The sequence below is a fragment of the Microvirga massiliensis genome, assembly GCF_001006805.1.
GTDB lineage: Bacteria > Pseudomonadota > Alphaproteobacteria > Rhizobiales > Beijerinckiaceae > Microvirga > Microvirga massiliensis.
Genome location: NZ_LN811358.1, coordinates 297,503 through 318,972, shown reverse-complemented (window position 1 = coordinate 318,972; position 21,470 = coordinate 297,503). Strand labels below are relative to the sequence as shown.

Annotated in this window: 24 protein-coding genes; 7 read left to right on the top strand and 17 right to left on the bottom strand. The window is 65.2% G+C overall.

The window, feature by feature from the left end:
• Nucleotides 1–5 precede the first annotated feature (5 nt).
• Both BN1233_RS25685 and xseA read right to left on the bottom strand, forming a co-directional pair.
• Entirely contained in the window at nt 6–218 is a 213-nt protein-coding gene (locus BN1233_RS25685; protein WP_046866446.1) for a DUF2093 domain-containing protein, read from the bottom strand.
• A gap of 83 nt (nt 219–301) precedes the next feature.
• Nucleotides 302–1,870: an exodeoxyribonuclease VII large subunit gene (xseA, locus tag BN1233_RS25680; protein WP_046866445.1), complete on the bottom strand. Its 1,569-nt coding sequence runs from the start codon at nt 1,868–1,870 to the stop codon at nt 302–304.
• Nucleotides 1,871–1,979: 109 nt separating this feature from the next.
• On the opposite strand from xseA, the gene purD reads away from it, so the two are divergent.
• Complete coding sequence (gene purD, locus BN1233_RS25675; RefSeq protein ID WP_046866444.1) at nt 1,980–3,257, top strand: phosphoribosylamine--glycine ligase; 1,278 nt, start codon at nt 1,980–1,982, stop codon at nt 3,255–3,257.
• Nucleotides 3,258–3,308: 51 nt separating this feature from the next.
• Nucleotides 3,309–4,217, top strand: coding sequence for an alpha/beta fold hydrolase (locus BN1233_RS25670; RefSeq protein ID WP_046866443.1), 909 nt, complete (start codon nt 3,309–3,311; stop codon nt 4,215–4,217).
• A gap of 11 nt (nt 4,218–4,228) precedes the next feature.
• Here BN1233_RS25670 and phnN read toward each other — a convergent pair whose 3' ends face one another.
• Genes phnN through phnG form a run of 8 tightly spaced genes read right to left on the bottom strand, consistent with a single transcriptional unit; the run spans nt 4,229 to nt 10,582 of the window.
• Nucleotides 4,229–4,807, bottom strand: coding sequence for a phosphonate metabolism protein/1,5-bisphosphokinase (PRPP-forming) PhnN (phnN, locus tag BN1233_RS25665; RefSeq protein WP_046866442.1), 579 nt, complete (start codon nt 4,805–4,807; stop codon nt 4,229–4,231).
• Entirely contained in the window at nt 4,807–5,958 is a 1,152-nt protein-coding gene (locus tag BN1233_RS25660) for an alpha-D-ribose 1-methylphosphonate 5-triphosphate diphosphatase (protein ID WP_046866441.1), read from the bottom strand. The genes phnN and BN1233_RS25660 overlap by 1 nt, the downstream gene beginning before the upstream one ends.
• A 19-nt stretch (nt 5,959–5,977) precedes the next feature.
• Nucleotides 5,978–6,682, bottom strand: coding sequence for a phosphonate C-P lyase system protein PhnL (gene phnL, locus BN1233_RS25655; protein WP_046866440.1), 705 nt, complete (start codon nt 6,680–6,682; stop codon nt 5,978–5,980).
• A 2-nt stretch (nt 6,683–6,684) separates the two neighbouring features.
• Complete coding sequence (gene phnK / locus BN1233_RS25650) at nt 6,685–7,461, bottom strand: phosphonate C-P lyase system protein PhnK (RefSeq protein WP_046866439.1); 777 nt, start codon at nt 7,459–7,461, stop codon at nt 6,685–6,687.
• On the bottom strand, nt 7,458–8,405 hold the full coding sequence (locus BN1233_RS25645; RefSeq protein WP_046866438.1) for an alpha-D-ribose 1-methylphosphonate 5-phosphate C-P-lyase PhnJ: 948 nt from the start codon (nt 8,403–8,405) through the stop codon (nt 7,458–7,460). Before BN1233_RS25645 ends, phnK begins: the two co-directional genes overlap by 4 nt.
• The gene (locus tag BN1233_RS25640) at nt 8,402–9,517 is read right to left on the bottom strand and encodes a carbon-phosphorus lyase complex subunit (protein ID WP_046866437.1); all 1,116 of its coding nucleotides are present in this window, start codon (nt 9,515–9,517) and stop codon (nt 8,402–8,404) included. The genes BN1233_RS25645 and BN1233_RS25640 overlap by 4 nt, the downstream gene beginning before the upstream one ends.
• A gap of 4 nt (nt 9,518–9,521) precedes the next feature.
• On the bottom strand, nt 9,522–10,118 hold the full coding sequence (phnH, locus tag BN1233_RS25635) for a phosphonate C-P lyase system protein PhnH (protein ID WP_046866436.1): 597 nt from the start codon (nt 10,116–10,118) through the stop codon (nt 9,522–9,524).
• Nucleotides 10,119–10,120: 2 nt separating this feature from the next.
• Nucleotides 10,121–10,582 carry a phosphonate C-P lyase system protein PhnG gene (phnG, locus tag BN1233_RS25630; RefSeq protein ID WP_244470729.1) on the bottom strand — a complete coding sequence of 154 codons (462 nt, stop codon included), beginning with the start codon at nt 10,580–10,582 and terminating at the stop codon, nt 10,121–10,123.
• 74 nt (nt 10,583–10,656) lie between these two features.
• Here phnG and phnF point away from each other — a divergent pair, with 74 nt between their 5' ends.
• Complete coding sequence (gene phnF, locus BN1233_RS25625; RefSeq protein ID WP_046866435.1) at nt 10,657–11,394, top strand: phosphonate metabolism transcriptional regulator PhnF; 738 nt, start codon at nt 10,657–10,659, stop codon at nt 11,392–11,394.
• Between the two features lie 15 nt (nt 11,395–11,409).
• Here the strand turns inward: phnF and phnE (BN1233_RS25620) are convergent, their stop codons facing one another.
• The 6 genes from phnE (BN1233_RS25620) to BN1233_RS25595 form a co-directional block, all read right to left on the bottom strand.
• Complete coding sequence (gene phnE, locus BN1233_RS25620) at nt 11,410–12,282, bottom strand: phosphonate ABC transporter, permease protein PhnE (RefSeq protein WP_046866434.1); 873 nt, start codon at nt 12,280–12,282, stop codon at nt 11,410–11,412.
• Nucleotides 12,279–13,175: a phosphonate ABC transporter, permease protein PhnE gene (gene phnE, locus BN1233_RS25615; RefSeq protein ID WP_046866593.1), complete on the bottom strand. Its 897-nt coding sequence runs from the start codon at nt 13,173–13,175 to the stop codon at nt 12,279–12,281. The genes phnE (BN1233_RS25620) and phnE (BN1233_RS25615) overlap by 4 nt, the downstream gene beginning before the upstream one ends.
• Nucleotides 13,176–13,398: 223 nt before the next feature.
• Nucleotides 13,399–14,304, bottom strand: a complete 906-nt coding sequence (gene phnD, locus BN1233_RS25610; protein ID WP_046866433.1) for a phosphonate ABC transporter substrate-binding protein — start codon at nt 14,302–14,304, stop codon at nt 13,399–13,401.
• Between the two features lie 61 nt (nt 14,305–14,365).
• Nucleotides 14,366–15,199, bottom strand: a complete 834-nt coding sequence (phnC, locus tag BN1233_RS25605) for a phosphonate ABC transporter ATP-binding protein (protein WP_046866432.1) — start codon at nt 15,197–15,199, stop codon at nt 14,366–14,368.
• Nucleotides 15,200–15,331: 132 nt separating this feature from the next.
• Nucleotides 15,332–16,024, bottom strand: a complete 693-nt coding sequence (locus BN1233_RS25600) for a DUF1045 domain-containing protein (RefSeq protein ID WP_046866431.1) — start codon at nt 16,022–16,024, stop codon at nt 15,332–15,334.
• Nucleotides 16,025–16,085: 61 nt separating this feature from the next.
• Nucleotides 16,086–16,553: a nucleoside deaminase gene (locus BN1233_RS25595; protein ID WP_046866430.1), complete on the bottom strand. Its 468-nt coding sequence runs from the start codon at nt 16,551–16,553 to the stop codon at nt 16,086–16,088.
• A gap of 40 nt (nt 16,554–16,593) precedes the next feature.
• Here BN1233_RS25595 and BN1233_RS43320 point away from each other — a divergent pair, with 40 nt between their 5' ends.
• The 4 genes from BN1233_RS43320 to BN1233_RS47285 all read left to right on the top strand — a co-directional run bounded on the left by BN1233_RS43320 (nt 16,594) and on the right by BN1233_RS47285 (nt 19,777).
• Nucleotides 16,594–18,432 (top strand): pseudouridine synthase, encoded by a 1,839-nt coding sequence (locus BN1233_RS43320; protein WP_052763933.1) that lies wholly within the window; start codon nt 16,594–16,596, stop codon nt 18,430–18,432.
• 21 nt (nt 18,433–18,453) lie between these two features.
• The gene (gene rsmD / locus BN1233_RS25585; protein ID WP_046866429.1) at nt 18,454–19,026 is read left to right on the top strand and encodes a 16S rRNA (guanine(966)-N(2))-methyltransferase RsmD; all 573 of its coding nucleotides are present in this window, start codon (nt 18,454–18,456) and stop codon (nt 19,024–19,026) included.
• Nucleotides 19,027–19,242: 216 nt separating this feature from the next.
• Complete coding sequence (locus BN1233_RS25580) at nt 19,243–19,599, top strand: hypothetical protein (protein ID WP_046866428.1); 357 nt, start codon at nt 19,243–19,245, stop codon at nt 19,597–19,599.
• Between the two features lie 31 nt (nt 19,600–19,630).
• Nucleotides 19,631–19,777 carry a hypothetical protein gene (locus tag BN1233_RS47285; protein WP_154678296.1) on the top strand — a complete coding sequence of 49 codons (147 nt, stop codon included), beginning with the start codon at nt 19,631–19,633 and terminating at the stop codon, nt 19,775–19,777.
• Nucleotides 19,778–19,894: 117 nt separating this feature from the next.
• Here BN1233_RS47285 and BN1233_RS25575 read toward each other — a convergent pair whose 3' ends face one another.
• On the bottom strand, nt 19,895–21,433 hold the full coding sequence (locus tag BN1233_RS25575) for an AMP-binding protein (RefSeq protein WP_046866427.1): 1,539 nt from the start codon (nt 21,431–21,433) through the stop codon (nt 19,895–19,897).
• Nucleotides 21,434–21,470 lie beyond the last annotated feature (37 nt).

The following is a 21,470-nucleotide window of genomic DNA, read 5'->3' as shown; positions in this document are numbered from 1 at the left end:
AGGCATTACTCCGCCTTCTTGTACCCAAGCCGGATCAGAACCGCCTCAGGGGAAGCGTAGGCCTCCTGGTGCTCGACACTCCAGTATTTCAGCTGATCGAGAGGGATGATCTCGCCTGTGACTGCGCAACGCACGAATGAGCCCGGCCTGACGAGGCGCAGGTTGCTGTCCAGGTATTCGACCACGGCTTCGCCGTTGCTGCGCTCGTGCTTGTTCATATCCGCCTCGCGACCCGGAGTCCGCCCCGGATGACACTTCCAAATAGGTCATCGCCGGGGGCGGTTTCAATGCATAATCGCGGTCAGAACAGCGCGCCCTGCTCCTCCACGAGGCGCTGACGGGCCGCCGGCCGGCTGCGTGTCAGCCGCCCGACGGTCGCGTCGAGCTTGCCGTCAGCGAACTCGATCGCGAGGACCTCGCCATCCGCGGCGCCCTTGGCGGAGCGCACCGGGCGTCCGTTCGCATCCCAGATCAGGGTATAGCCGCGGGAAAGAACAGCCCGATAGTTCAGGCTGTCGAAAAGCTGGGCCATGGTATCGAGGCCGGCGCGACGCAATGCGATGTGGCGCAGCACTGCCGGCTCCAGGCGCTCCGAGATCCGGGACACGCGTTCCGCCTGCCGCTCGAGGTGAACGCGATGACTCCGGACGAGATTGTTCCGGGCGACAGTGAGCGAGCGCCCGAGATGCTCCAGACGCTCGGCGCGGTTGCGGAGCAACCGGTGTGCCGCCTCGGTGGACCGCGTGCCTCCGATGCCGATGAGGCGAGCCCGCATCGCGGCAAGCCGCGCCGACGGTGAATGAACCGCAAGCCGTTCAACGGCCTTGTGCAGGCGATCCGAGAAGCGTCCCGCATGACGCATGAGCGCCGGCGCGAGTTTCGCGGACAGAAGGTCGAGGCGCTGTTGCTTGAGCGCAAAGAGTCCTTCCGGCTGCGGCAGACGATCGGTCTGCGCGCGGAGATCCCGACGCCGGTATTCGAGGCTGCGCAGCATCGCCTCGAGGTGGCGCCGCCCGAGATCCCGCACGTCTCCCATGAGCTCGATGCGGACCGGGACCACTTTCTCGGCTGCACCCGTGGGGGTCGGCGCACGATAATCGGCGGCGTGATCGATGAGGGTCCAGTCGGTTTCGTGGCCAACCGCGGAGACGAGGGGGATTCCGCTCTCCGCAGCGGCGCGGACGACGATCTCCTCGTTGAAACCCCAGAGATCTTCGATCGAGCCGCCGCCGCGCGCGACGATGATGACGTCCGGGCGCGGGATGGCCCCGTCCGGTGCCAGCGCATTGAAACCCTGAATGGCGGCCGCAACCTCCTCGGCGGAGGTCTCGCCCTGCACCCGCACCGGCCAGACGAGGACATGGCGCGGGAAGCGATCCTCGAGCCGGTGGAGAATGTCGCGAATCACGGCGCCGGTGGGCGAGGTCACCACGCCGACGACCCGCGGCAGGAACGGCAGCGGGCGCTTCCGGGATTCGGCGAAGAGTCCCTCGGCCGCGAGCTTGCGCCGTCGCTCTTCCAGGATCTGCATGAGCGCGCCGATGCCGGCCGGCTCCAGCGACTCGACGACGATCTGATAGGCCGACTTGCCCGGGAACGTCGTGATCCGGCCCGTGGCGATGACCTCGATCCCCTCCTGGGGCTTGAAGCGCAGGCGCCCATAGGTGCCCTTCCAGATCACCGCATCGATCCGCGCGGATTCGTCCTTGAGGCAGAAATAGACGTGGCCTGAGGAATGCGGCCCGCGGAAACCGGAGATCTCGCCGCGCAGACGCACATGGCCGAAGGCGTCCTCGAGGGTGCGCTTGAGCGCTCCGGCGAGATCGGAAACCGACCACTCGGGGGCGTTGGTAGGAGCTTTCTCGGCCATGGGCCGGACCCTAGTGCCATCCCGGGGGCGATGCCAAGACAGACCCCGGTCGTTCTCCTGTTGATACCGGGGAGCCGCGGCCGTACAACGCGCCCAACCCAAGGTTCACATGAATATTTTGCTCATTGGCTCGGGCGGCCGCGAACATGCATTGGCTTGGAGCCTCTCCGCCAGTCCCCTTTGCGACACGCTCTTCATCGCCCCCGGAAATCCTGGTACGGCGGAATGCGGGACGAATGTCGCGCTGTCCGTCACCGACCACGATGCCGTCGTTCAATTCTGCCGGGAGCACGCGATCGGCCTCGTCGTCATCGGCCCGGAGGCGCCGCTCGTCGCCGGCCTCGTGGACGATCTGAAGGCCGTCGGCATCAAGGCCTTTGGTCCGACCAGGGCAGCCGCCGCCCTCGAGGGGTCAAAGGGGTTCACGAAGGATCTCTGCGCCGCTGCAGGTATTCCAACCGCAGCCTACCAGCGCTTCCGGGAGGCCGGCCCTGCGCTCGCCTATCTGCGCGGGGTAGGCGCGCCGATCGTCGTCAAGGCCGACGGCCTCGCCGCCGGCAAGGGCGTGGTCGTTGCGATGACTCTCGAGGATGCGCAAGCCGCGGTCGAGGGCATGTTTTCCGGCAGCCATGGCGAAGCGGGCGCCGAGGTCGTCATCGAGGAGTATCTCGAAGGCGAGGAGGCGAGCTTCTTTGCGCTTTGCGATGGCCGCACCGCGCTGCCGATCGGCACGGCTCAGGATCACAAGAGGGCCTTTGACGGGGACCAGGGCCCGAACACGGGCGGCATGGGCGCCTATTCGCCGGCGCCGATCCTGACCGCGGATCTGCAGGAACGCGTGATGCGGGAAATCATCCGCCCGACACTCGCGGCGATGGCCGAACGCGGGACACCCTATACCGGGATCCTCTATGCCGGCCTGATGATCACGGCCGAGGGGCCGAAGCTCATCGAATACAATGTCCGTTTCGGAGACCCCGAGACCCAGGTCCTGATGCCGCGCCTGAAAACGGACCTCGCGGCGGCCATGCTCGCGGCCTGCGACGGCGTTCTCGATCATTTCGATCTGCGCTGGTGGGACGACGTCGCGCTGACCGTGGTTCTCGCGGCCAAGGGTTATCCCGGCAAGGTAGAGACAGGCTCCGAGATCCGCGAACTCGACAAGGCCGAGGAGGTCGTCGGCGTGACGATCTTCCATGCCGGGACCGCGATGTCCGGAGAGCGCCTCGTCGCCAATGGCGGGCGGGTCCTCTCCGTCACGGCGACGGCCGACAGCGTCGCGGAAGCGCAGCGCCAAGCCTATCGAGCCGTCGACCTGATCGACTGGCCGGAGGGTTTCTGCCGTCGCGATATCGGCTGGCGAGCGGTGGCGCGGGAGCGAGGCTGAAGTCGACAGGGTTCCATTTCCGTCGCGCATGGACCGCCCTATCTTGGCAGCATGAGCGACGATCTCTTCCCGGGTTTCTCTTCCCACTGGATTGATACGGAAGCGGGCCGCATTTTTGCGCGCGTCAAGGGTGATGGGCCGCCTCTCGTTCTCCTGCATGGTTTTCCACAGACCCATGCGATGTGGCATCGCGTTGCGCCTGCGCTCGCCGAGACGCACCGGGTCGTCTGCATGGATCTACGCGGATACGGCTGGTCCTCGGCCCCGCGCGGCGATTCCGGACATGAGACCTACTCCAAGCGGGCCATGGGACGCGACGTCGTCACCGTCATGGAAACGCTCGGGCACATCCGATTCGCACTCGCCGGCCATGACCGCGGCGCTCGCGTCGGCTATCGGCTCGCTCTCGATCATCCGGGACGCATCGAGCGCCTCGCGCTCCTCGACATTCTGCCGACGTTCTACGTCTGGGCGCAGATGCGCACCGGCCACGTACCGAAGGCGCATTGGGGTTTCCTCTCCGAACCTTATCCCAAGCCCGAGGAGGAGATCGGAGAAGATCCCCTGCCCTATTTCGACAAGCTGCTCGCTGGGTGGTCGAAAGCGGGATCTCTCGACGTGTTCGATCCGCGCGCCCTCGATTCCTACCACGCGAGTTGCAACGAGCCGTCGCGCATTCACGCCTTCTGCGAGGATTACCGCGCGGGTGCGACACTCGACTGCACGGCCGACGAAGCGGATGTCGCAGCCGGGCGGAAGATAGGCTGTCCGACCCTGCTGATCTCGAGCCGGTACTACCTGACGCGTGACGCAAGCGACGCCGACGGGACACCACTCGATATCTGGCACAACACCTTTGCGCCACAGGCGACCGGCACCGAGCTCGACTCCGGCCATTTCGTTGCCGAAGAGAATGCGAGCGGGACACTCGCAGCGCTGGTACCGTTCCTGCGGGCTTGAAGCGCTGAACCTCAGCTCGCGGCGGCGTCGACGTTTCGAACATCCAGCTCCGCGCACTTGCGCAGGAAGGCCGTGAGCTTCCGTCCTGCTGTCTCCGGAGCGCCCTCATTCACGATCGTGAGGTCGGCAGCCACCGCGCCGACTTCACGCGAGCGCGCAATCCGTGCGCCGATATTGCCATCCTCGCTCCGCCCACGGAGCGCGAGCCGTGCAGCGAGAACTGCAACGGACGCCGTCACTTCGACGACCGAGACGTTCGGCAGTTTTTTGCGCGCCTCGCCAATGAGCGTGCGGGAGAGATTGCAGACGACGACCTGGCCGGCTTCGGCCGCATCGCGACAGGATCCCGGCAGCGCATAGCCGAGCCCGTGGGCTCGCCAGGATAGGGTGAACGCGCCCGCCGCGTGGCTGCGCGCGAAGCTCTCATCGTCGATGGTGTCATTGTCCTCCCACGTCGAGGCCTCGCGCGTCACGAGGCGCCGCGGAAAGCTGAAGCGCGGATCGTTGCACAGTTCTGCACGCGCGAGACGGATCAGCGTGTCCTTGCCGGCTCCACTCGGCCCGACGACGAAAACGAAGCCACCGGCCATCAGGCGACCCGCCGTCCTTCGAGCCACACCTGGCGAACGACAGGCACGCCGCCGACGACGGAGACGCGCACGATGTCGGCCCGCTGTCCGGAAGCGATCTCGCCACGGTCCTGGAGCCCGGCGGACCGCGCAGGGTTGCGCGTCACGGTCGCAATCGCGTCGGGCAGCGTGATGCCCGCCGCGCGACGCGGCAGATCGAAGGCTGCCATCAAAAGGCTCGCAGGAACGTAGTCCGACGACAGAATGTCGAGGACGCCCTCCCGTGCGAGCTCCTCCGCGGCCACGTTGCCGGAATGCGAGCCGCCGCGGATGAGATTCGGTGCACCCATCATCACCGTGATGCCGTTCTTGTGCGAGGCTCGCGCGGCTTCGATTGTCGTCGGGAACTCCGCGATGGCAACCCCTTCGTGAATCGATTGATGGACCTCGTCGAGCGTCGTGTCGTCGTGCGAGGCGAGGCGGATCCCGCGTTGTGCGGCCATCTTCACGAGTGCCGGCCGGTTCATGGCCGAAAGCGCCGCATTCTCGTTAGTCTTGCGTTGAACCGCCTGCCGGATCTCCGCATCGGATTTGCCGGTCTTGCCGCCGTAATAGGTGAAATACTTGTCGAGGTCCCGGAACTGCCGCTGGCCGGGCGTGTGATCCATCAGGGAAATCAGGTGCACCGGAAAGACCGATACGAAGTTTTCGACCGTTTCGACGACATCCGGCGACGGCACCTCGCAGCGCAAATGAGTGAGATGCTCGCAGCGGAAGAGCCCATGCCGACGCGCATCGTCGAGAGCCTCGGCGAGCGCAAGGAGCTCGGCCCCAAGGCCGCCGCCATCCACATCGACACCCGCCCGGAGCGAATCGAAAACGGTCGTAATGCCGGATGAGGCGATCTGCGCGTCATAGGCGAGAACGGCCCCGAGAGGATGCCAGCGTACCTTCGGGCGCGGCGCGTAATGGCTCTCGAGATGATCGGTATGGAGCTCCACGAGACCCGGAAGAAGATAGTCCCCTGCCAGATCGAGGCCGCGCTCGGGAGCCGCGCCCTCTCCGATTTCGATGATGCGGCCGTCATCAACCGCGACCCAGCCTCGCTGGACGCGATCGGGCATCACGATTTCGGCATTCTCGAAGATATGGATGTTCGGTCTGTCGGGCATGGGCTTCTTCGCTTCGGACTCAGGCCGCGGCTTTAGCTGAAAACTGCGTCACATCGACGACACGGCTTGCCACCGCGTCGCGCACGTCCTCATCATGGAAGATGCCGATGATCGCGGCGCCAGCAGCTTTCTTGCGCTCGATGAGATCGATCACGACCGCACGATTGCGGGCGTCGAGCGAAGCCGTCGGCTCGTCGAGCAAGAGGACGGGGCGATCGCTGACGAGCCCTCGGGCGATGTTCACGCGCTGCTGCTCGCCGCCCGAAAAGGTGGCCGGGGGCAACGACCAGAGGCGCTCCGGCACGTTGAGCTGTGACAGCAGGCTCTCCGCGCGCCGCCGCGCTTTGTCATCGGCCAGTCCGCTCTCGCGGCCTGCCGCGACGACGATGTCGAGGGCCCCGACGCGCGGGATGACGCGCAGGAACTGGGAGACATAGCCCATAATGGACCGCCGCAGAGCCAGGATCCGGCGGGGCGCAGCAGCCGCGACATCGACCAGTTCATCTCCGTCCCGGACGAGCACCCGGCCGGAATCGCATCGGTAATTGCCATAGATGATCTTCAGAAGCGACGATTTGCCGGCGCCCGATGGACCACCGAGAACGATGCATTCGCCTGCATGAGCCGTGAAAGTCACGCCGGACACGACGTCGAGCCGCGCGCCGCCGCGCAGGTGCAGGGTGAAGGCTTTGGAGACGCCCTCGAGAGAGACCAGTTTCGTCATGGTCAGGCCGCCAGAACCGAAGAGACGAGGAGTTGCGTATAGGGTTCACTCGGATCGTCGAGGACCTGATCGGTGAGACCCGTCTCCACGACCCGTCCGCTGCGCATCACCATGATCCGGTGGGACAGGAGTCGCGCAACCGCTAGATCGTGGGTCACGATGATGACGGCGAGCCCTAGCTCGCTGACCAGCGATCGAATGAGATCGAGAAGCTTCGCCTGCACCGAAACGTCGAGACCGGAGGTCGGCTCGTCCATGAAGACGAGGCGCGGATGCGTGACGAGATTGCGGGCAATCTGCAGGCGCTGGCGCATGCCGCCCGAGAAGGTGCGCGGCGTGTCGTCGATCCGGTCGGCCTCGATCTCGACGCGGGACAGCCAGTCGGCGGCCGTCGTGCGAATGCGCCCGTAATGCCGGGCCCCGACAGCCATCAATCTCTCCCCGACATTGCCGCCGGCCGATACGCTCATGCGCAAGCCCTGGGACGCATCCTGGCGAATGAAGCCCCAGTCGGTGCGCAGCAGGAAGCGGCGCTCCGGTTCGCTCAGGGAGAAGAGTTCACGCATCGCACCGTCACGCATGCGATAGAAGACCTCGCCGCTGCTTGGCTCGAGCTCGGTCGCGAGACAGCCGAGAAGGGTCGACTTGCCGGACCCGGATTCTCCGACGACGGCGAGCACTTCGCCTTCGAACAGATCGAAGGACACGTCCATGCAGCCGGCGCGTTGCCCGTAGAACTTCGTCAGTCCTCTCGCCTGCAGAAGCGGCGTCTCGCTCACCGTTGTTCTCCGGAATTCCGAGGGTGGGTCTTGCCGAGCCGAGCGCCCCACGGCGCCGTCTCGGTCGTCGCGAGCATCGCGCCGCGATGCCCGGCTTGCCGCCGCTCCTCACAGAAATCCGTATCGGAGCACACGAACATGCGGCCGCCGCGGTCGTCGAGAACGACTTCATCGAGATAGGCTCCTGCAGCACCGCAGAGCGCACAGGGCTCCTTGAAGGTCTGGACCCGGAACGGGTGGTCCTCGAAGTCCAGGCTGCGCACATCCGTATAGGGCGGAACGGCGTAGATCCGCTTCTCGCGGCCGGCCCCGAAGAGCTGCAGGGCCGGCATGCGGTGCATCTTCGGGTTATCGAACTTCGGCGTCGGGGACGGGTCCATGACGTAGCGTCCGTCGACCTCGACCGGATAGGCATAGGTCGTCGCGATGTGGCCGTGCCGCGCGATATCCTCATAGAGCTTCACATGCATGAGGCCGTATTCCGCGAGTGCGTGCAGCTTGCGGGTTTCCGTCTCGCGCGGCTCGAGGAATCGCAGCGGCTCAGGAATAGGCACCTGGAAGACGAGCACCTGGCCCGCATGGAGCGGATGTTCCGGAATGCGATGCCGGGTCTGAATGACGGTTGCGTCCTGCGTGTGCGTTGTCGTGGCGACGCCGGCGGTGCGCTCGAAGAACTTCCGGATCGAGACGGCATTCGTCGTGTCGTCGGAGCCCTGGTCGATGACCTTCAGGACATCGCTCTTGCCGAGAATGGAGGCCGTCACCTGCACGCCGCCCGTGCCCCAGCCGTAGGGCATCGGCATCTCGCGCGAGGCGAAGGGCACCTGGTATCCGGGAATTGCGATCGCCTTCAGGATCGCGCGGCGGATCATCCGCTTCGTCTGCTCGTCGAGATACGCGAAATTGTAGCCCGTGAGACCTTCATTCTGCGCTTCCGCCCTCATTCGGCTGCCTCCCGGGTTTCGACGGCGTCTTCGGATGCGCGCGAAGCGTGCTCGGCGCGCATCCGGCGAACGAGTTCGAGCTCGGCCTGAAAGTCGACGTAATGCGGCAGTTTCAGGTGCTCCACGAAACCCGTCGCCTGCAGATTGTCGGCGTGTGACAGAACGAATTCCTCGTCCTGCGCGGGTCCCTTGATCTCCTCGCCCAGCTCGCGCGCGCGGAGCGCGCGATCGACCAGCGACATCGCCATAGCCTTGCGTTCGCTCTGCCCGAACGCGAGGCCGTAGCCGCGAGTGAACTGGGGGGGCACCTCGGCGGAGCCCTTGAACTGGTTCACCATCTGGCATTCGGTGACAGTGAGCGTGCCGAGCGGAACCGGGAAACCGAGTTCTTCCGGCATGAACTCGACCTCGACCTCGCCGACGCGGATCTCGCCGACAAAGGGATGCGTGCGCCCGAAACCGCGCTGCGTGGAATAGCCGAGCGCGAGCACGAAGCCTTCGTCGCCGCGCGCAAGGGCCTGGAGCCGCAGATCGCGATCCGCCGGGAAGCTCATGGGTTCGCGCGTGAGATCGCCGACGGGCAGTGATGGGTCTGGCGCGGACTCACGCTCGATGAGGTCCTCGTCGCCAAGAAGATCGGTGACGCGCGGCACGATTGTTTCGGCGGGCGCTGCGGGCGCCTCGGCTGGTGGGGGCGGGTCTCCTTCCGCTGCAAGGGCGAAGTCGATGAGGCGATGAGTGTAATCGAAGGTCGGCCCAAGGACCTGTCCGCCGGGGAGGTCCTTGAAGGTCGCCGACACGCGGCGGCGGATTTCGATCGCCCGGGTGTCGATCGCCTCCGTGCTGCCGAAGCGCGGCAGCGTGGTGCGGAAGGCACGCACCAGGAAGATCGCTTCGATCACGTCGCCGCGCGCCTGCTTGAGCGCCAGCGCCGCAAGCTCGCGATCGTAGAGCGAACCTTCCGTCATCACGCGATCGACGAGAATCGTAAGCTGCTCGGCGATCTGCGCGACCGACAATTCGGGCACTGCCGGATCACCGCGCCGTGCATGCGCCAGGAGGAGATGGGCGTTGTCGATTGCGGCTTCGCCGCCCTCCACTGCAACATACATCGGCTCAACTCTCCCCGATGATCCTCACGGAGCGGGGCAAGCCCGCGATCTTGCCCGGTGCGATGAAGAGCCAGTCGACGCCGAGCGGAAAGAGTGAACGGTTGCGAAGAATCTGATCGCGAAATCCATCCGGCTGAGGATTCGGTGCGAATGACCGCTCCGTCTCGATCCCCGGTCCTCTCAAGCGAAGCCCCAGCCCGTCATCCAGCGACGTGACGGCCAGCACGATCGTGGTCGATCGATCGGGGTATTCCGGCGTTCCGAGGGCGAAAGCATCGAACGATGGACAAAGCCGCGGCTCGCAAATGAGCGCGAAGGCGCTGTCGGCCGGGTCCTCGACGATCGCGGCGCCGGTGTGAAAGCGCAGATACTCGGCGACGGCTGGGGCCGCAGCGAGAGGCTCGTCGAGCCAGAGCGGCGCCTCATGATCGGCCAAGGCCAGCGCGACTGCCGCGAGTTCCGGAGTGAGCGGCCGTGGCGGTTCGAGATCCGTGGCGAAGGTCCGGATCTCGCCGGGCGATGCGAGCGCATGCATCACGGCGCTGAACGCCTGCTGTGAGGCGGTGACGGGATCCGCGAAGCTGAGAGCAAGGCCGGTCATCGTCAATCTTCCCCACGCACCATCGTAAAGAAATTCACCCGGGTGGCCGCAATCCGGCGCGCCCGCACCTCGCGTTCCGTTGCAATGCGCGCTTCGATCGGTGCCAGGGCAGCCGTGACGGCATCGCGTCGCTCCGGCGCCTGAATCAGGGCGTCGAGGGTCGCCGAAAGGTGCGCCTTTCGGCCGTCACGGCCGAGCTGATAGGAAAAGCCCGTGAGGCGCTCGTCGACTCGGACGGCGGCACGCGTGACGGTGGCCTCCCCGAGATTGAAGGGCGCCCCATCGCCGCCGATCCGCCCGCGCACCATGACGAGCCCAGTCTCGACGGGGCGGAGATCCTCGATTTTCCCGATGTCCCCGAGGCCGTCCAGTGCGGATTCGAGCTCCGTGCGCACTGCTTCGGCGCAAAGCGCCATTGCCCAGCGCCGCTTCGCAATTTCAGGTGGGAATTCCGTGTCGAGCATCTTGGGCTCCGCACTTCACCGCAACGTTGTCTAGTGTTATAGACAACCGAACAAAGTGGTCAAATGAAGTTTCGATGACAGTGGAGACTCTGCCTCTGGAGCGCGGCAAGGGACTGGCCGCATGGCGACAGATCGCCGAACGTCTGGAAACGGACATCACCTCTGGTGCCTGGGCTGCAGGAGAGCAGTTGCCACCGGAATCGGCGATTGCCGAACGCTTCGGCGTTAATCGCCATACGGTCCGTCGCGCGCTGGCAGCGCTCGCGCAGCGCGGCATTGTGCGAGCAACGCAAGGTCGCGGTACCTTCGTTGAGACGCCGCCACTGCCGTACCCGATCCGTCAGCGGACCCGCTTCTCCGAGGCCGTCACGCAGGCAGGCCGCGAGGCCTCGGGCGATCTGATCGGGTCGCGGATCGTCGAAGCCTCCGAGCGGGAAGCCAGGGCCCTCGCGATCGAGCCCAGCGAGAATCTCCTCGAGCTGCGAACGATACACCGGGCCGACAATACGCCGCTCTCGATCTCGCGCACGCTCTTGCCGCTCCCGCGCTTCGCCGGTCTCGACAGAACATTTGCGCAAACCGGCTCCCTGACACGCGCCTATGCGAAACATGGGGTGCCGGACTATGTCCGCATCGCGACCCGCATCTCCGCACGAGGAGCGAGCACCGAAGAGGCTGCACTCCTCGAAATGCCTGCCGGACGAGTCGTGCTCGTGGTCGACAGCGTCAATGCCGAGCCGACCGGGTCGCCGATTCAGGTGACGCGTGCCCTCTTCGCAGCCGACCGCGTCGAAATCGTTCTCGAACCCTGAGCGCACCTTTGCGGATCAGCCCTTGCCCTGCGCCGACCGCCCGATCAGCGTCTGCCGCAATCGGCTCGATATGAGATCGATCACGGCGACCATGACGAGGATCAGGAGGATGATGAAGGATACGGATTGCCATTCGAGCGTGCGGATCTGCTCGGACAGGTGAAGCCCGATGCCACCGGCGCCGACGATGCCGATGATCGTGCTCGAGCGCGTGTTCGACTCGAAGTAGTAGAGCACTTGGCTGCCGATGACCGGCAGGATCTGCGGGATGATGCCGTAGCGGATCTGATGGAGCCGCGAACCGCCGGTTGAGGTGACGCCTTCGACGGGGCGCTTGTCCGCAGCTTCGATCGCTTCCGAAAACAGCTTTCCGAAAGAGCCGATATCGCTCATCATGATCGCGAGCACGCCCGCAAACGGACCGAGCCCAACCACGTTGATCCAGAGGAGCGCCCAGATCAGCGCATCAACGCCCCGTATGCCGTCGAGAACGCGGCGGGACGCGAACTGCACGAGCCGGTTCACGGTCGTGTTGCGGGCGGCCACGAAGCCGATCGGGAAGGCAATGATCGCGGCGAGAAGCGTGCCCAGGAAGGCGATTGCGAGCGTCTCCGCCAAGGCATGGAAAATCAGAACCGCTTTCGACCAACTCCCGGGATTCGGCGGCAACATCAGCATCACAAGCGTGCCGAGTTCACCGATACCCTTGATCATACGCTCGAAGGAAAAGCCGAGCCGCCAGAACCCGACTAGCATCAGCCCAGTGAGAGCAACCACCACGGTGACCGTGACGAATCTGCGCTTGAGCGGCGGATGAAAGACCCAGGGATGGCGCGCCTGTAGACCACCGAGATCCGCGTGTGCTCTGTCACGGAGAGTGTGGCTCATCGGTTCCACTCTAGGCCGAGCAGAGCATGGCGCAGGCGCTCGGTCGCAAGGTCGATCAGCATCACGGTGAGGATGATCAGAAGCAGGATGGCCGATACGTCCGCATAGTAGAACTTGCGGATCGCCTCGATGAGGTCCTGACCTATCCCGCCGGCACCGACGAAGCCCATGACGGATGCGCCACGCACATTAATCTCGAAGCGAAGGAGCGCGTAGCTCGCGAAATTTGACAGAACCTGCGGCACCACGGCGAAACGGATCGCCTGCACCCAATTCGCTCCCGTGGAGGTCACGCCCTCGACAGGCTTCAAGTCAACGTTCTCGACCACCTCGGAGAAAAGCTTTCCGAGTGCACCTGCGGTATGGATCGCGATGGCCAGCACGCCCGGCACGGCGCCAAGGCCGAAGGCGATCACGAAGATCAGCGCGAAGACGATCTCGGGCACGGTGCGGCAGAATTCGAGAAAGCGCCTTACACATGTGCGCAGGATGCGTCGCGGCATGAGATTGGCCGCTGCGAAGAAGCACAGAAGGAACGCCGCGACTCCCCCGAGCATCGTTCCGAGATAGGCGACGAGGATCGTCTCGGCGAGCAGTCCAAGCCACTTGTCGAGCCCCCAGAACCATTCCGCTGGATCCGTCCAGACCCGCTGCCCGGTGGCAGGGCCGGAATCGAATGTCAGGATTCGATCGAAATAGCTGAAGAAATTGCCGAAATTTCCGAACAGCTTTTCGATATCGACTTCCGCGACGACGGCCGACAGGGCGGTGAGGCCTGCCAGAACGGCAGCGAACAGAATCGCCCGCGCCCGCTTGGCGGCGCCCGCTTCGGAATATCCCCGCGCAAGGACCTGAAGGCGCTCATCCGGCAACTGCGGAAGAACCGTCGACATGAATTCAGATTTCATCCGTGACCGTGAGAGTCTGCGGCATGCTTTCGCGAGTTCGTTGAGCGCAGCGCCGATACCCCTCACCCGGACGCTTCGCGTCCGACCACTCCCACAAGGAGAGAGGCGAAGCTTCACCTCTCCCTCGATGGGAGAGGTCGCCCCGAAGGGGCGGGTGAGGGGGTGGCGCCGACGGTGGGAATCACACGCCGGCGACCACGATCAGAGATTACGAACGCGCGCGGCGGAGCGAGTCGACGAACTTGATCAGCTCGACGATGGGCTCATAGGCCGAGTGATCGACCGGAACCCACGGACCTTGCTTGCCCTCATAGATCTTGTTGAAGGCCTCCGGATCCTTCTGCGGCATTGCAAGCACGGTGTCCCGGATCGCCTTGCGGAGATCCTCCGGGAGATCCGAGAGATAGGCCATTGGCGAGTTTACGATCTGGTCGGACTTGAAGATCATCCGGAAGTCTTCGGCCTTGACCATCTCCTTTCGGGCCATGCGAAGCAAGTTGGATTCGTTCTCGTCGTTCCACCAGTTGAAGGCGGCGTCGCAGGTGCCCTGCTGTACGCCGAGCACCGCATTCTCGTGAGAGCCCGCATAGACGACCTTGGAGAAGAACTGGTCCGGCTTGATCCCCATCTTGTTCATGGCGAAGCGCGGCACATTGTTTCCGGACGTCGAATTTGGATCCACCAGGCAGAGATTCTTACCCTTGAGGTCTTCGATCTTCTGGTACGGCGAATTCGCCTTCACCCAGAGGACGGAGTGATATCCCTTGGTGCCGTCGACATTTGTCTCGATCGCGAACGGCTCGATCTTGGCGCCCGTGGTGGTGGCGCGCGCGTAGGATGCCGGTCCATACTGCGCGATGTGGATGTTGCCGGAACGCTGCCCCTCGATCACGGCGGCGTAATCATTGGCGATACGCAGCGTGACCTTGGTTCCGAGTTCCGTCGAGAGATATTTCATGAGCGGCGCATAGCGTTCAGTGACGCCGGACGCGTTCTCGGACGGAATGACGGCGAAGACGAGTTCCGGATACTTGGATTTCCAATCCTGCGCCTGGGCGGCGCCGGCGATGGCGAATGCCGCGGCGGCCCCGAGAACGAGACGACGGGTCAGCATGGAGAGTGCTCCTGAGAGTTGCGATGGAACGCCCCGTTCGGGGCTCTGTCAGGCGTTAGGCCTATGCCGCGGCGAGCGGCACGGACCGGGCGACCTCGACCCGGCTCGACCCATTCAAGCGCGAAGCCTGCACGGATTCCTCGATGTCGATCACGTCTCCGACCTCGAGGCCGTAGAGCTCCCGCGCCACGTCTTCGGTCAGGTGCAGGGCGCTTCCGTCGAACACGACGCGGCCGGCGGACATGCCGATCAGGCGATCGCAATAGGCCCGCGCGAGATCGAGAGAGTGGAGGTTGCAGAGGACCGTGATCCCGTAATCGCGATTGATGCGCGAGAGTCCGTCCATCACGATCTTGGTGTTGCGCGGATCGAGCGACGCGATCGGCTCGTCGGCGAGAATGATGTCTGGCTCCTGGACGAGCGCGCGTGCGATCGCGACGCGCTGCTGCTGACCGCCTGAGAGCTGGTCCGCCCGCTGCGAGGCGAGGTTCGCGATGTCGAACTGCTCGAGAGCCGCGAGGGCAATCGCACGATCCTCCACGGAGAACGACTTCAGGAGCGAGCGGTGCAGGGGGGCCTTGTTGAGACGCCCGATGAGCACATTCGTGAGGACATCGAGGCGACCGACGAGGTTGAACTGCTGGAAGATCATGGCGCAGCGGGCGCGCCAATCCCGCAAGGCCTGGCCCCGCAGTGCCGTGACGTCGACGCCGTCGATCACGATGCGCCCTTCACTCGGATCCGTGAGACGGTTGACCATGCGCAGGAGCGTCGATTTGCCGGCACCGGAGCGGCCGATAACCCCTACGAAGGAGCCACGCTCGATACGCAGGGAAACCTTGTCGACGGCCGCCTTCTCACCGAAGCGACGGGTCAGTTCATCGATGGATAGCATGTGCTGCTCCCGTTGGACGGGAAGCGCGTAGCGCCGTCACCTGACAGTCGGATGACCCCTGCGTGAAGCTTCCATGACAGCCCTGCGGACAGCCGGAGTGACATAAGCTGCCACCGGTTGGTCAGCGCATCGTCACAGCAACGTACCGAGCGCAGCACGCTCGATCACGCGGAAGCGCCGATCGGGTCCGTCCTGCCGAAGGAGCGAAATTGCGTCGATCATGACAAGCGGAAGCCCGTCGCAGAGCTGAGCGAGCCGTTCGAGCCAAAGGGCGCGCCGCTCTTCCCGGAGCGCTCCCGTCAGCGTCATGTGGAAGCGGAACTCCTCAAAGACGTAAGGGTAGCCCCAGCGGTCGAGAAGCGCAGCCTGGCGGCGCGGCATCGCGTCCGGGTCGCGGCGCGCCCGCTCGGCCTCGGTGAGCGGCGCACGGTGTGCCTCGAAGGCCGCGACGCATTCGGCCGCAAACAGCGCCAAAGCAGTCGAGGGAACAGCAGGAACGAGCGCGACGAAACGTCCGAGGAGCACAGGCACCAGCGCGCCAAGTTCGACGGGTGGGGTCTGGGATGCGAAAGCCGTGAGATCTCGCCGAAGGGCTACCTCAGAGCTTCCCTCTGGGAGACGGAACGGCGCCTTCAGCGTCGCATGGAAGCCGTAGCGCCGCGGATCCTCAGTGAAGCGGTGCTGCTCCTCGGTATCGATGCCCGGCAGAGCCGGTTGCGGCCGAAGCTCACCGGTATTGCAATCGTAGCCCAGGAGCGCACTCCCGAACTCGCTCAAAGGGTGACCGGGAGGCGGCGTGAAATAGAGCGCGTATCGGATCTGCATGGCCAATCGGAAATGAGGAGAGAGTGTTCTCGCGAGGGGAGATGTCAGGTCCGTGACACGATCACCGCCGGGTCGCGAAGAAACCTTTGAGGAGTTCTGCAGCCTCGGTCTCGCTCAAGCCGCCGTAGGCTTCGGGCACATGATGGCAGGTGGCACTTGAGAAGAAGCGGACGCCGCTTTCGATGGCGCCACCCTTCGGATCTGCCGCTCCGAAATAGACACGCCGCAAGCGCGCGAACGAAATGGCCGCGGCGCACATCGTACAGGGCTCGAGCGTGACGTAGAGATCGCAGCCGGTGAGGCGCTCATCGCCCCGGGCTCTGCACGCTTCGCGGATCGCTAGGATTTCCGCATGCGCCGTCGGATCGTTCAACTCACGAGGCCGGTTGCCGGCCCGGGCGAGAAGGCGCCCGTCGCGCACGATCACCGCCCCGACCGGGACCTCTCCCCGCTCTGCGGCCGCCCTCGCCTCCTCGAGAGCGAGCCGCATGGGGTCGATTCGATCCGGCTTTCTCAGCCCCTCAGTCATCGCCCTCGCGTCCTCACGACCTCTCTGCTATCAGGCCGCAATGACCGACAACGACAACGACGACAAGCGGGGCCGGCCGCGGGGCCGCTCCGAAGGACAGCGCCCACGCGGAAGACCGCCGCAACGGGACGCTTCGACAGGCCGGCAGGATACCAAGCGCTTCGGCGCGAAGAGCTTCGGTGGGCCGAAAGGCGACCGTGCCGATAGAGGAGAGCCACGTGCTGGCCGCGACCGCAACGAACGTCGCGGGCCGGGCAAGGCTGCCTTCGGCTCTCGGGACGAATTCCGCGGCCGCGGCGAGTTCCGCGAGAGACGCGACGCGCCCGAGGGCAGAGGCCGCGATCGCGCCGATTTTCGCAGCCGCGGCGACAAGCCTCTCCGCGGAGAGCGGAGCGGACCCAGCACAAGAGAAGGCTTCCGCGAGACCGGTCGCGAGACGCACGGCAAGAGGACTGCCACTCCGAAGCAGGAGGCCGATGTCGCTGCGATTCCTGCGCCTCCGCCGGAGCCTGCCGAGGAACGGATCGCGAAGGTGATCGCGCGGGCCGGAATCGCTTCGCGGCGCGATGCCGAAGCCATGATCGAGCAGGGCCGCGTGACGCTGAACGGCGAGGTGCTGCGCTCACCCGCGGTGAATGTATCGCCCGACGCGGTGATCACGGTGGACGGCGAGCCGCTCCCCCTGAAGGAGCGCACCCGCCTGTGGATCTTCCACAAGCCGCGTGGCGTCGTGACGACGGCGCGTGATCCGGAGGGGCGCCAGACGGTGTTCGATATTCTGCCCGATGACCTGCCTCGGGTCGTCTCGATCGGGCGGCTCGACATCAACACCGAGGGCCTGCTCCTCCTCACCAACGACGGCGGCCTCGCAAAGGTCATCGCCCATCCTGATACCGGATGGCTGCGCCGCTACCGCGTGAGAGCCCACGGCGATGTCACGCAGGCCGATCTCGACCGGCTGCGCAACGGCGTGACCATCGACGGCATGGAATACGGCCCCGTGGAAGCGAAGCTCGACCGCGTGCAGGGCGACAATGCCTGGATCACGATGGGCCTGCGTGAGGGGAAGAACCGCGAGGTGAAGCGGATTCTCGAGCATCTCGGCCTCACCGTGAATCGCCTCATCCGCTTGTCCTTCGGCCCGTTTCAGCTCGGTGATCTGGAGGTCGGACTCGTCGAGGAAGTGAAGACTCGCGTGCTGAAGGATCAGCTCGGCGAGACGCTGGCAGCCCAAGCCGGCGTCGACTTCGAAAGTCCGGTGCGCGAACCGATCGCCCCCTTCGGGGCGAAGCCAGGCGCACCGGAGCGAGCCGAAGAGAAGCCGCAACGCAGGCCTGCAGAGCACCGCGCCGAGCGCCGTTTCGAGGATCGCCCATCGCACCGCCGCTTCGACGAGCGCGAACGACCGCATCGCCCCCGTCAGGACGAAGACGCCCGTCCACTGCGCGGCACGCGGGACGAGCGGGAACGCCGGACGTCCTGGCGCGCCGACGAGGAGGAGAATCCACGCAGGCCGGCGAGGCCGCCCCGGCGTGGGGCCGATGCGAAGCAGGATCGCGCGGCGAGCGGCACCAAGCCGCGGCAGCGGGTCGGTGCGGTGGCCTCACCCGAGGGTCGGAGGGTGGTCGTCGAGCGCCTCGTAAGCTCTCCGAAAGAGGAGGCGCATCCGCCGCGCCACGCCCGACATGGCGCTGCGCGCGATGAAGCCCGGACCTCACGCGGTCCGCGTCGGGCCGGCGGATTCGAGGCCGAGTCACGCCACAGAGGGCCGCGGCACCCTGCTCCCGCCGGCGAGGATCGGCCACGGCGTGGTCCTCCGAAGCCGGGCGGCCCACGTCCGGGCGGACGCCCGGGCGGCAAGCCGGGCCGGCGCCCGTAACGCCTGCACGCGAGCCGCATCGTGAGAATCGTCGGAGGGCGCTTCCGGGGAAGGAATCTCGGTGGCCCGCATTCGGATGCCATTCGTCCGACCTCGGACCGCCTGCGCGAGACGATCTTCAACGTCCTCGCGCATGCTTATGACGATCCGGTCACGGGCGCGCGCGTGCTGGACCTCTTCGCGGGAACGGGTGCCATGGGCCTGGAAGCGCTGTCCCGCGGAGCGGCCTTCGCACTGTTCGTGGACGACGGTGCGCAGGCCCGCGGCATCATTCGCGAGAACATCGACGCGCTCGGGCTCGGCGGATCGACGCGTCTCTTCCGGCGGGATGCAACGCGGCTCGGCGCGGCCGGACCGATCCCGCCCTTCTCGCTCATCTTCTGCGATCCGCCCTATGGGCGGGACCTTGCCCCGCGCGCCCTCGCCTCCGCGGCCGAGGGCGGCTGGCTCGCGCCAGGAGCCCTCACCGTCGTCGAGGAAGCGCAGGGCACCACGGTGGTGTTGCCCGACGGCTTCTCCGAGATCGAGCGTCGCGACTACGGCGAGACCCACATCGTCTTCGCGCGGTTCGGGAGCGAGCAGCAGTCCGGCTAGGCCGCTTCACCCACCATTCGGCTCATCCTGGCGGCCACATCTCCAATCGAGACCGCTCATCCGTGCGCTAGATCACACACGAGCATCGGTTCGTGCGTTGAGGACCGCATGCAGGTGCGTGATAGCACGGACCTATCGAACCAGTAGCTATTACAAATTTCCAATCCGCCGCACACGGCTGCACCATCGTCCTGCAGCCCATGACGGGAGGTCATCATGGTCGTTGGAATCTCTGAAGGCTCCACTTGGCGGTGCGAAGTGCTTGCGGAAACCGATGGCTATCTCGTGCAGGTGAGAGACCTGCAGACGAGCCGCGTCGAGGCTTCCGATTGCATGCTGTTCCGCTCCGCGGTGACGGCATTCGCCTACGCGAATTTTCTCACTGCTCTGGATCAGACCGCGGCAGCACGGCTCGCCGGTGAGGAAACCTGCGATCTCGAGACCGAACTCGATGAACGGCGGCTCGCTTTCAGCACCATCGCAGACCAGTTGTTCGATCGCGGGATCGACACGTCACAGATCGCGGCCTGGGACGACGAGGAGCCCCGTCTCCCCCGCCATCGGCTTCATTAAATCCCGAACTGCCAGCATAGGGAGTACGGCCATGCAGACCATTCAGCATCTCAAGCAAGGTCTCACCGATTTCTGGCATGAGCTCACGCGGGAGTTTCACAGCTCCTATCGACCAGAGCTTCACTACATGCGCGGTCCCGGGCCGAAGTGGCGGGAGAAGTACGGGGCTGCGGAGTGATGGCCTCGTGCGGTTTGCTTCCGTCGGGAGTCTGTTGAGAATTGCGCCATTTGCATTGTGCGAGTTCGGAGGGGCGAGTGAGGGTGACGGCGCCGAGATTTCAAGCACAGCGCATCATCACCCTCTCAACTTCACGAGCCACTCCCGCAGTTCCGTCTTCAGCACCTTGCCGTAATTGTTCTTCGGCAACGCCTCTACGACATGATAGATCTTCGGTCGCTTGAAGCGGGCAATATGATCGAGGCAATGCCGATCAAGTGCGGACGTCTCGATAACGCACCCTGGCTTCGCAACCACGAAGGCGACGACCTCCTCTCCCCAATCTGCGTGGGGCCGGCCAATGACGGAGACCTCTGCAACGGTCTCGTGCAGCAGGAGCGCCTCTTCAACCTCTCGTGGATAGATGTTCGTGCCACCGGAGATGATGACGTCCTTCGACCGGTCCTTCAGGGTGAGGAATCCCTCCTCGTCCATGACGCCGACATCACCGGTCCAGAGCCAGCCGTCACGAAGGGTCTTCGCGGTCGCCTCCGGATTGCGCCAATAGCCCTGCATGACGGCCTCGCCGCGCACGAGGATCTCGCCAGTCTCGCCGGGCGGTAGAATTCGGCCGGATTCATCCGCTACCTGCACTTCGACCACCGCCTGAGCACGACCGACGGATGCGAGGCGTTCACGCCAGCGCGGATGTGTGCGGTCGGCGACGAGATCACGCTGCAGAGCCGTGATGGTCATCGGGCTTTCGCCCTGGCCATAGATCTGGACGAAACGCGGCCCCATGACGGCGACCGCCTCCTCGATATCCGCGACGTACATGGGCCCGCCGCCATAGACGATCGTGCGCAACCCCTTTCCGTCGCTGCCGGTTGATTTCGCATGCTCGACCAGCCGCCGGACCATCGTCGGAGCAGCGAACATCGAAACGCTGTCGAGCGTTTCTGCCAGGGCAAGGATCTCCGCGCCGTCGAAGCCTCCGGATTCCGGGATGACGTGACGAGACCCTCGCAGCACGTGCATGAAATTGTAGAGCCCCGCGCCATGCGACAGCGGCGCCGCATACAACGCGGCTTCGGTCGGCAGGACGTCGTTGACGTCGACGAAGTAGGAGAGCGCCATGGCGTGCAGATTGCCGTTCGACAGCATCACGCCCTTGGGCTTTCCCGTCGTTCCAGAGGTGTAGAAAAGCCAGGCGAGATCGTCCCGGTACCGCGGCACCGGGGCACCCACTGCTTCGCACCGGCGAAGTGCTTCGAAATCCGAACTGCCGACTGCAACCGCGCGCTCGTGGCCGACGGCGTCCTTGAGGAGCGGCCCGAGGCCGTCTGCGCCATCCTCGTCAACGAAAACGACCTTCGCTTCGGCATCACCGATGATCCACGCCGCCTCCCTGGGATGTAGCTTCTGGTTGATCGGGACTGCGACGGCCCCTGCGTGCCAGATCGCGTAGAACAGCTCGAGATATTCGACGCGGTTCGCGAGGAAGAGCGCGGCCCGGTCGCCAGGGCTCACCCCGAAACGATCCCCGAGCCCCCCTGCGAGGTGCATCACGCGTCTCGCGAAGCCCGCGTAATCGGCAGCAACATGCGTGCCGGTGAGAAGCGCCGGCGCGAGCGGCGACCGTGTTGCAGACCGCATCAGCCATTCGGAGAGATTCATAACGCCGCCGGTGCTCTCTGATGCCCCAAGTATCGGG

What these genes read in the sequence shown, in the direction of transcription:
- BN1233_RS25685 (WP_046866446.1), bottom strand. Translation starts at nt 218, where the DNA reads ATGAACAAGCACGAGCGCAGCAACGGCGAAGCCGTGGTCGAATACCTG.
- xseA (WP_046866445.1), bottom strand. Translation starts at nt 1,870, where the DNA reads ATGGCCGAGAAAGCTCCTACCAACGCCCCCGAGTGGTCGGTTTCCGAT.
- purD (WP_046866444.1), top strand. Translation starts at nt 1,980, where the DNA reads ATGAATATTTTGCTCATTGGCTCGGGCGGCCGCGAACATGCATTGGCT.
- BN1233_RS25670 (WP_046866443.1), top strand. Translation starts at nt 3,309, where the DNA reads ATGAGCGACGATCTCTTCCCGGGTTTCTCTTCCCACTGGATTGATACG.
- phnN (WP_046866442.1), bottom strand. Translation starts at nt 4,807, where the DNA reads ATGGCCGGTGGCTTCGTTTTCGTCGTCGGGCCGAGTGGAGCCGGCAAG.
- BN1233_RS25660 (WP_046866441.1), bottom strand. Translation starts at nt 5,958, where the DNA reads ATGCCCGACAGACCGAACATCCATATCTTCGAGAATGCCGAAATCGTG.
- phnL (WP_046866440.1), bottom strand. Translation starts at nt 6,682, where the DNA reads ATGACGAAACTGGTCTCTCTCGAGGGCGTCTCCAAAGCCTTCACCCTG.
- BN1233_RS25645 (WP_046866438.1), bottom strand. Translation starts at nt 8,405, where the DNA reads ATGAGGGCGGAAGCGCAGAATGAAGGTCTCACGGGCTACAATTTCGCG.
- BN1233_RS25640 (WP_046866437.1), bottom strand. Translation starts at nt 9,517, where the DNA reads ATGTATGTTGCAGTGGAGGGCGGCGAAGCCGCAATCGACAACGCCCAT.
- phnH (WP_046866436.1), bottom strand. Translation starts at nt 10,118, where the DNA reads ATGACCGGCCTTGCTCTCAGCTTCGCGGATCCCGTCACCGCCTCACAG.
- phnG (WP_244470729.1), bottom strand. Translation starts at nt 10,582, where the DNA reads ATGCTCGACACGGAATTCCCACCTGAAATTGCGAAGCGGCGCTGGGCA.
- phnF (WP_046866435.1), top strand. Translation starts at nt 10,657, where the DNA reads ATGACAGTGGAGACTCTGCCTCTGGAGCGCGGCAAGGGACTGGCCGCA.
- phnE (WP_046866434.1), bottom strand. Translation starts at nt 12,282, where the DNA reads ATGAGCCACACTCTCCGTGACAGAGCACACGCGGATCTCGGTGGTCTA.
- phnE (WP_046866593.1), bottom strand. Translation starts at nt 13,175, where the DNA reads ATGTCGACGGTTCTTCCGCAGTTGCCGGATGAGCGCCTTCAGGTCCTT.
- phnD (WP_046866433.1), bottom strand. Translation starts at nt 14,304, where the DNA reads ATGCTGACCCGTCGTCTCGTTCTCGGGGCCGCCGCGGCATTCGCCATC.
- phnC (WP_046866432.1), bottom strand. Translation starts at nt 15,199, where the DNA reads ATGCTATCCATCGATGAACTGACCCGTCGCTTCGGTGAGAAGGCGGCC.
- BN1233_RS25600 (WP_046866431.1), bottom strand. Translation starts at nt 16,024, where the DNA reads ATGCAGATCCGATACGCGCTCTATTTCACGCCGCCTCCCGGTCACCCT.
- BN1233_RS25595 (WP_046866430.1), bottom strand. Translation starts at nt 16,553, where the DNA reads ATGACTGAGGGGCTGAGAAAGCCGGATCGAATCGACCCCATGCGGCTC.
- BN1233_RS43320 (WP_052763933.1), top strand. Translation starts at nt 16,594, where the DNA reads ATGACCGACAACGACAACGACGACAAGCGGGGCCGGCCGCGGGGCCGC.
- BN1233_RS25580 (WP_046866428.1), top strand. Translation starts at nt 19,243, where the DNA reads ATGGTCGTTGGAATCTCTGAAGGCTCCACTTGGCGGTGCGAAGTGCTT.
- BN1233_RS47285 (WP_154678296.1), top strand. Translation starts at nt 19,631, where the DNA reads ATGCAGACCATTCAGCATCTCAAGCAAGGTCTCACCGATTTCTGGCAT.
- BN1233_RS25575 (WP_046866427.1), bottom strand. Translation starts at nt 21,433, where the DNA reads ATGAATCTCTCCGAATGGCTGATGCGGTCTGCAACACGGTCGCCGCTC.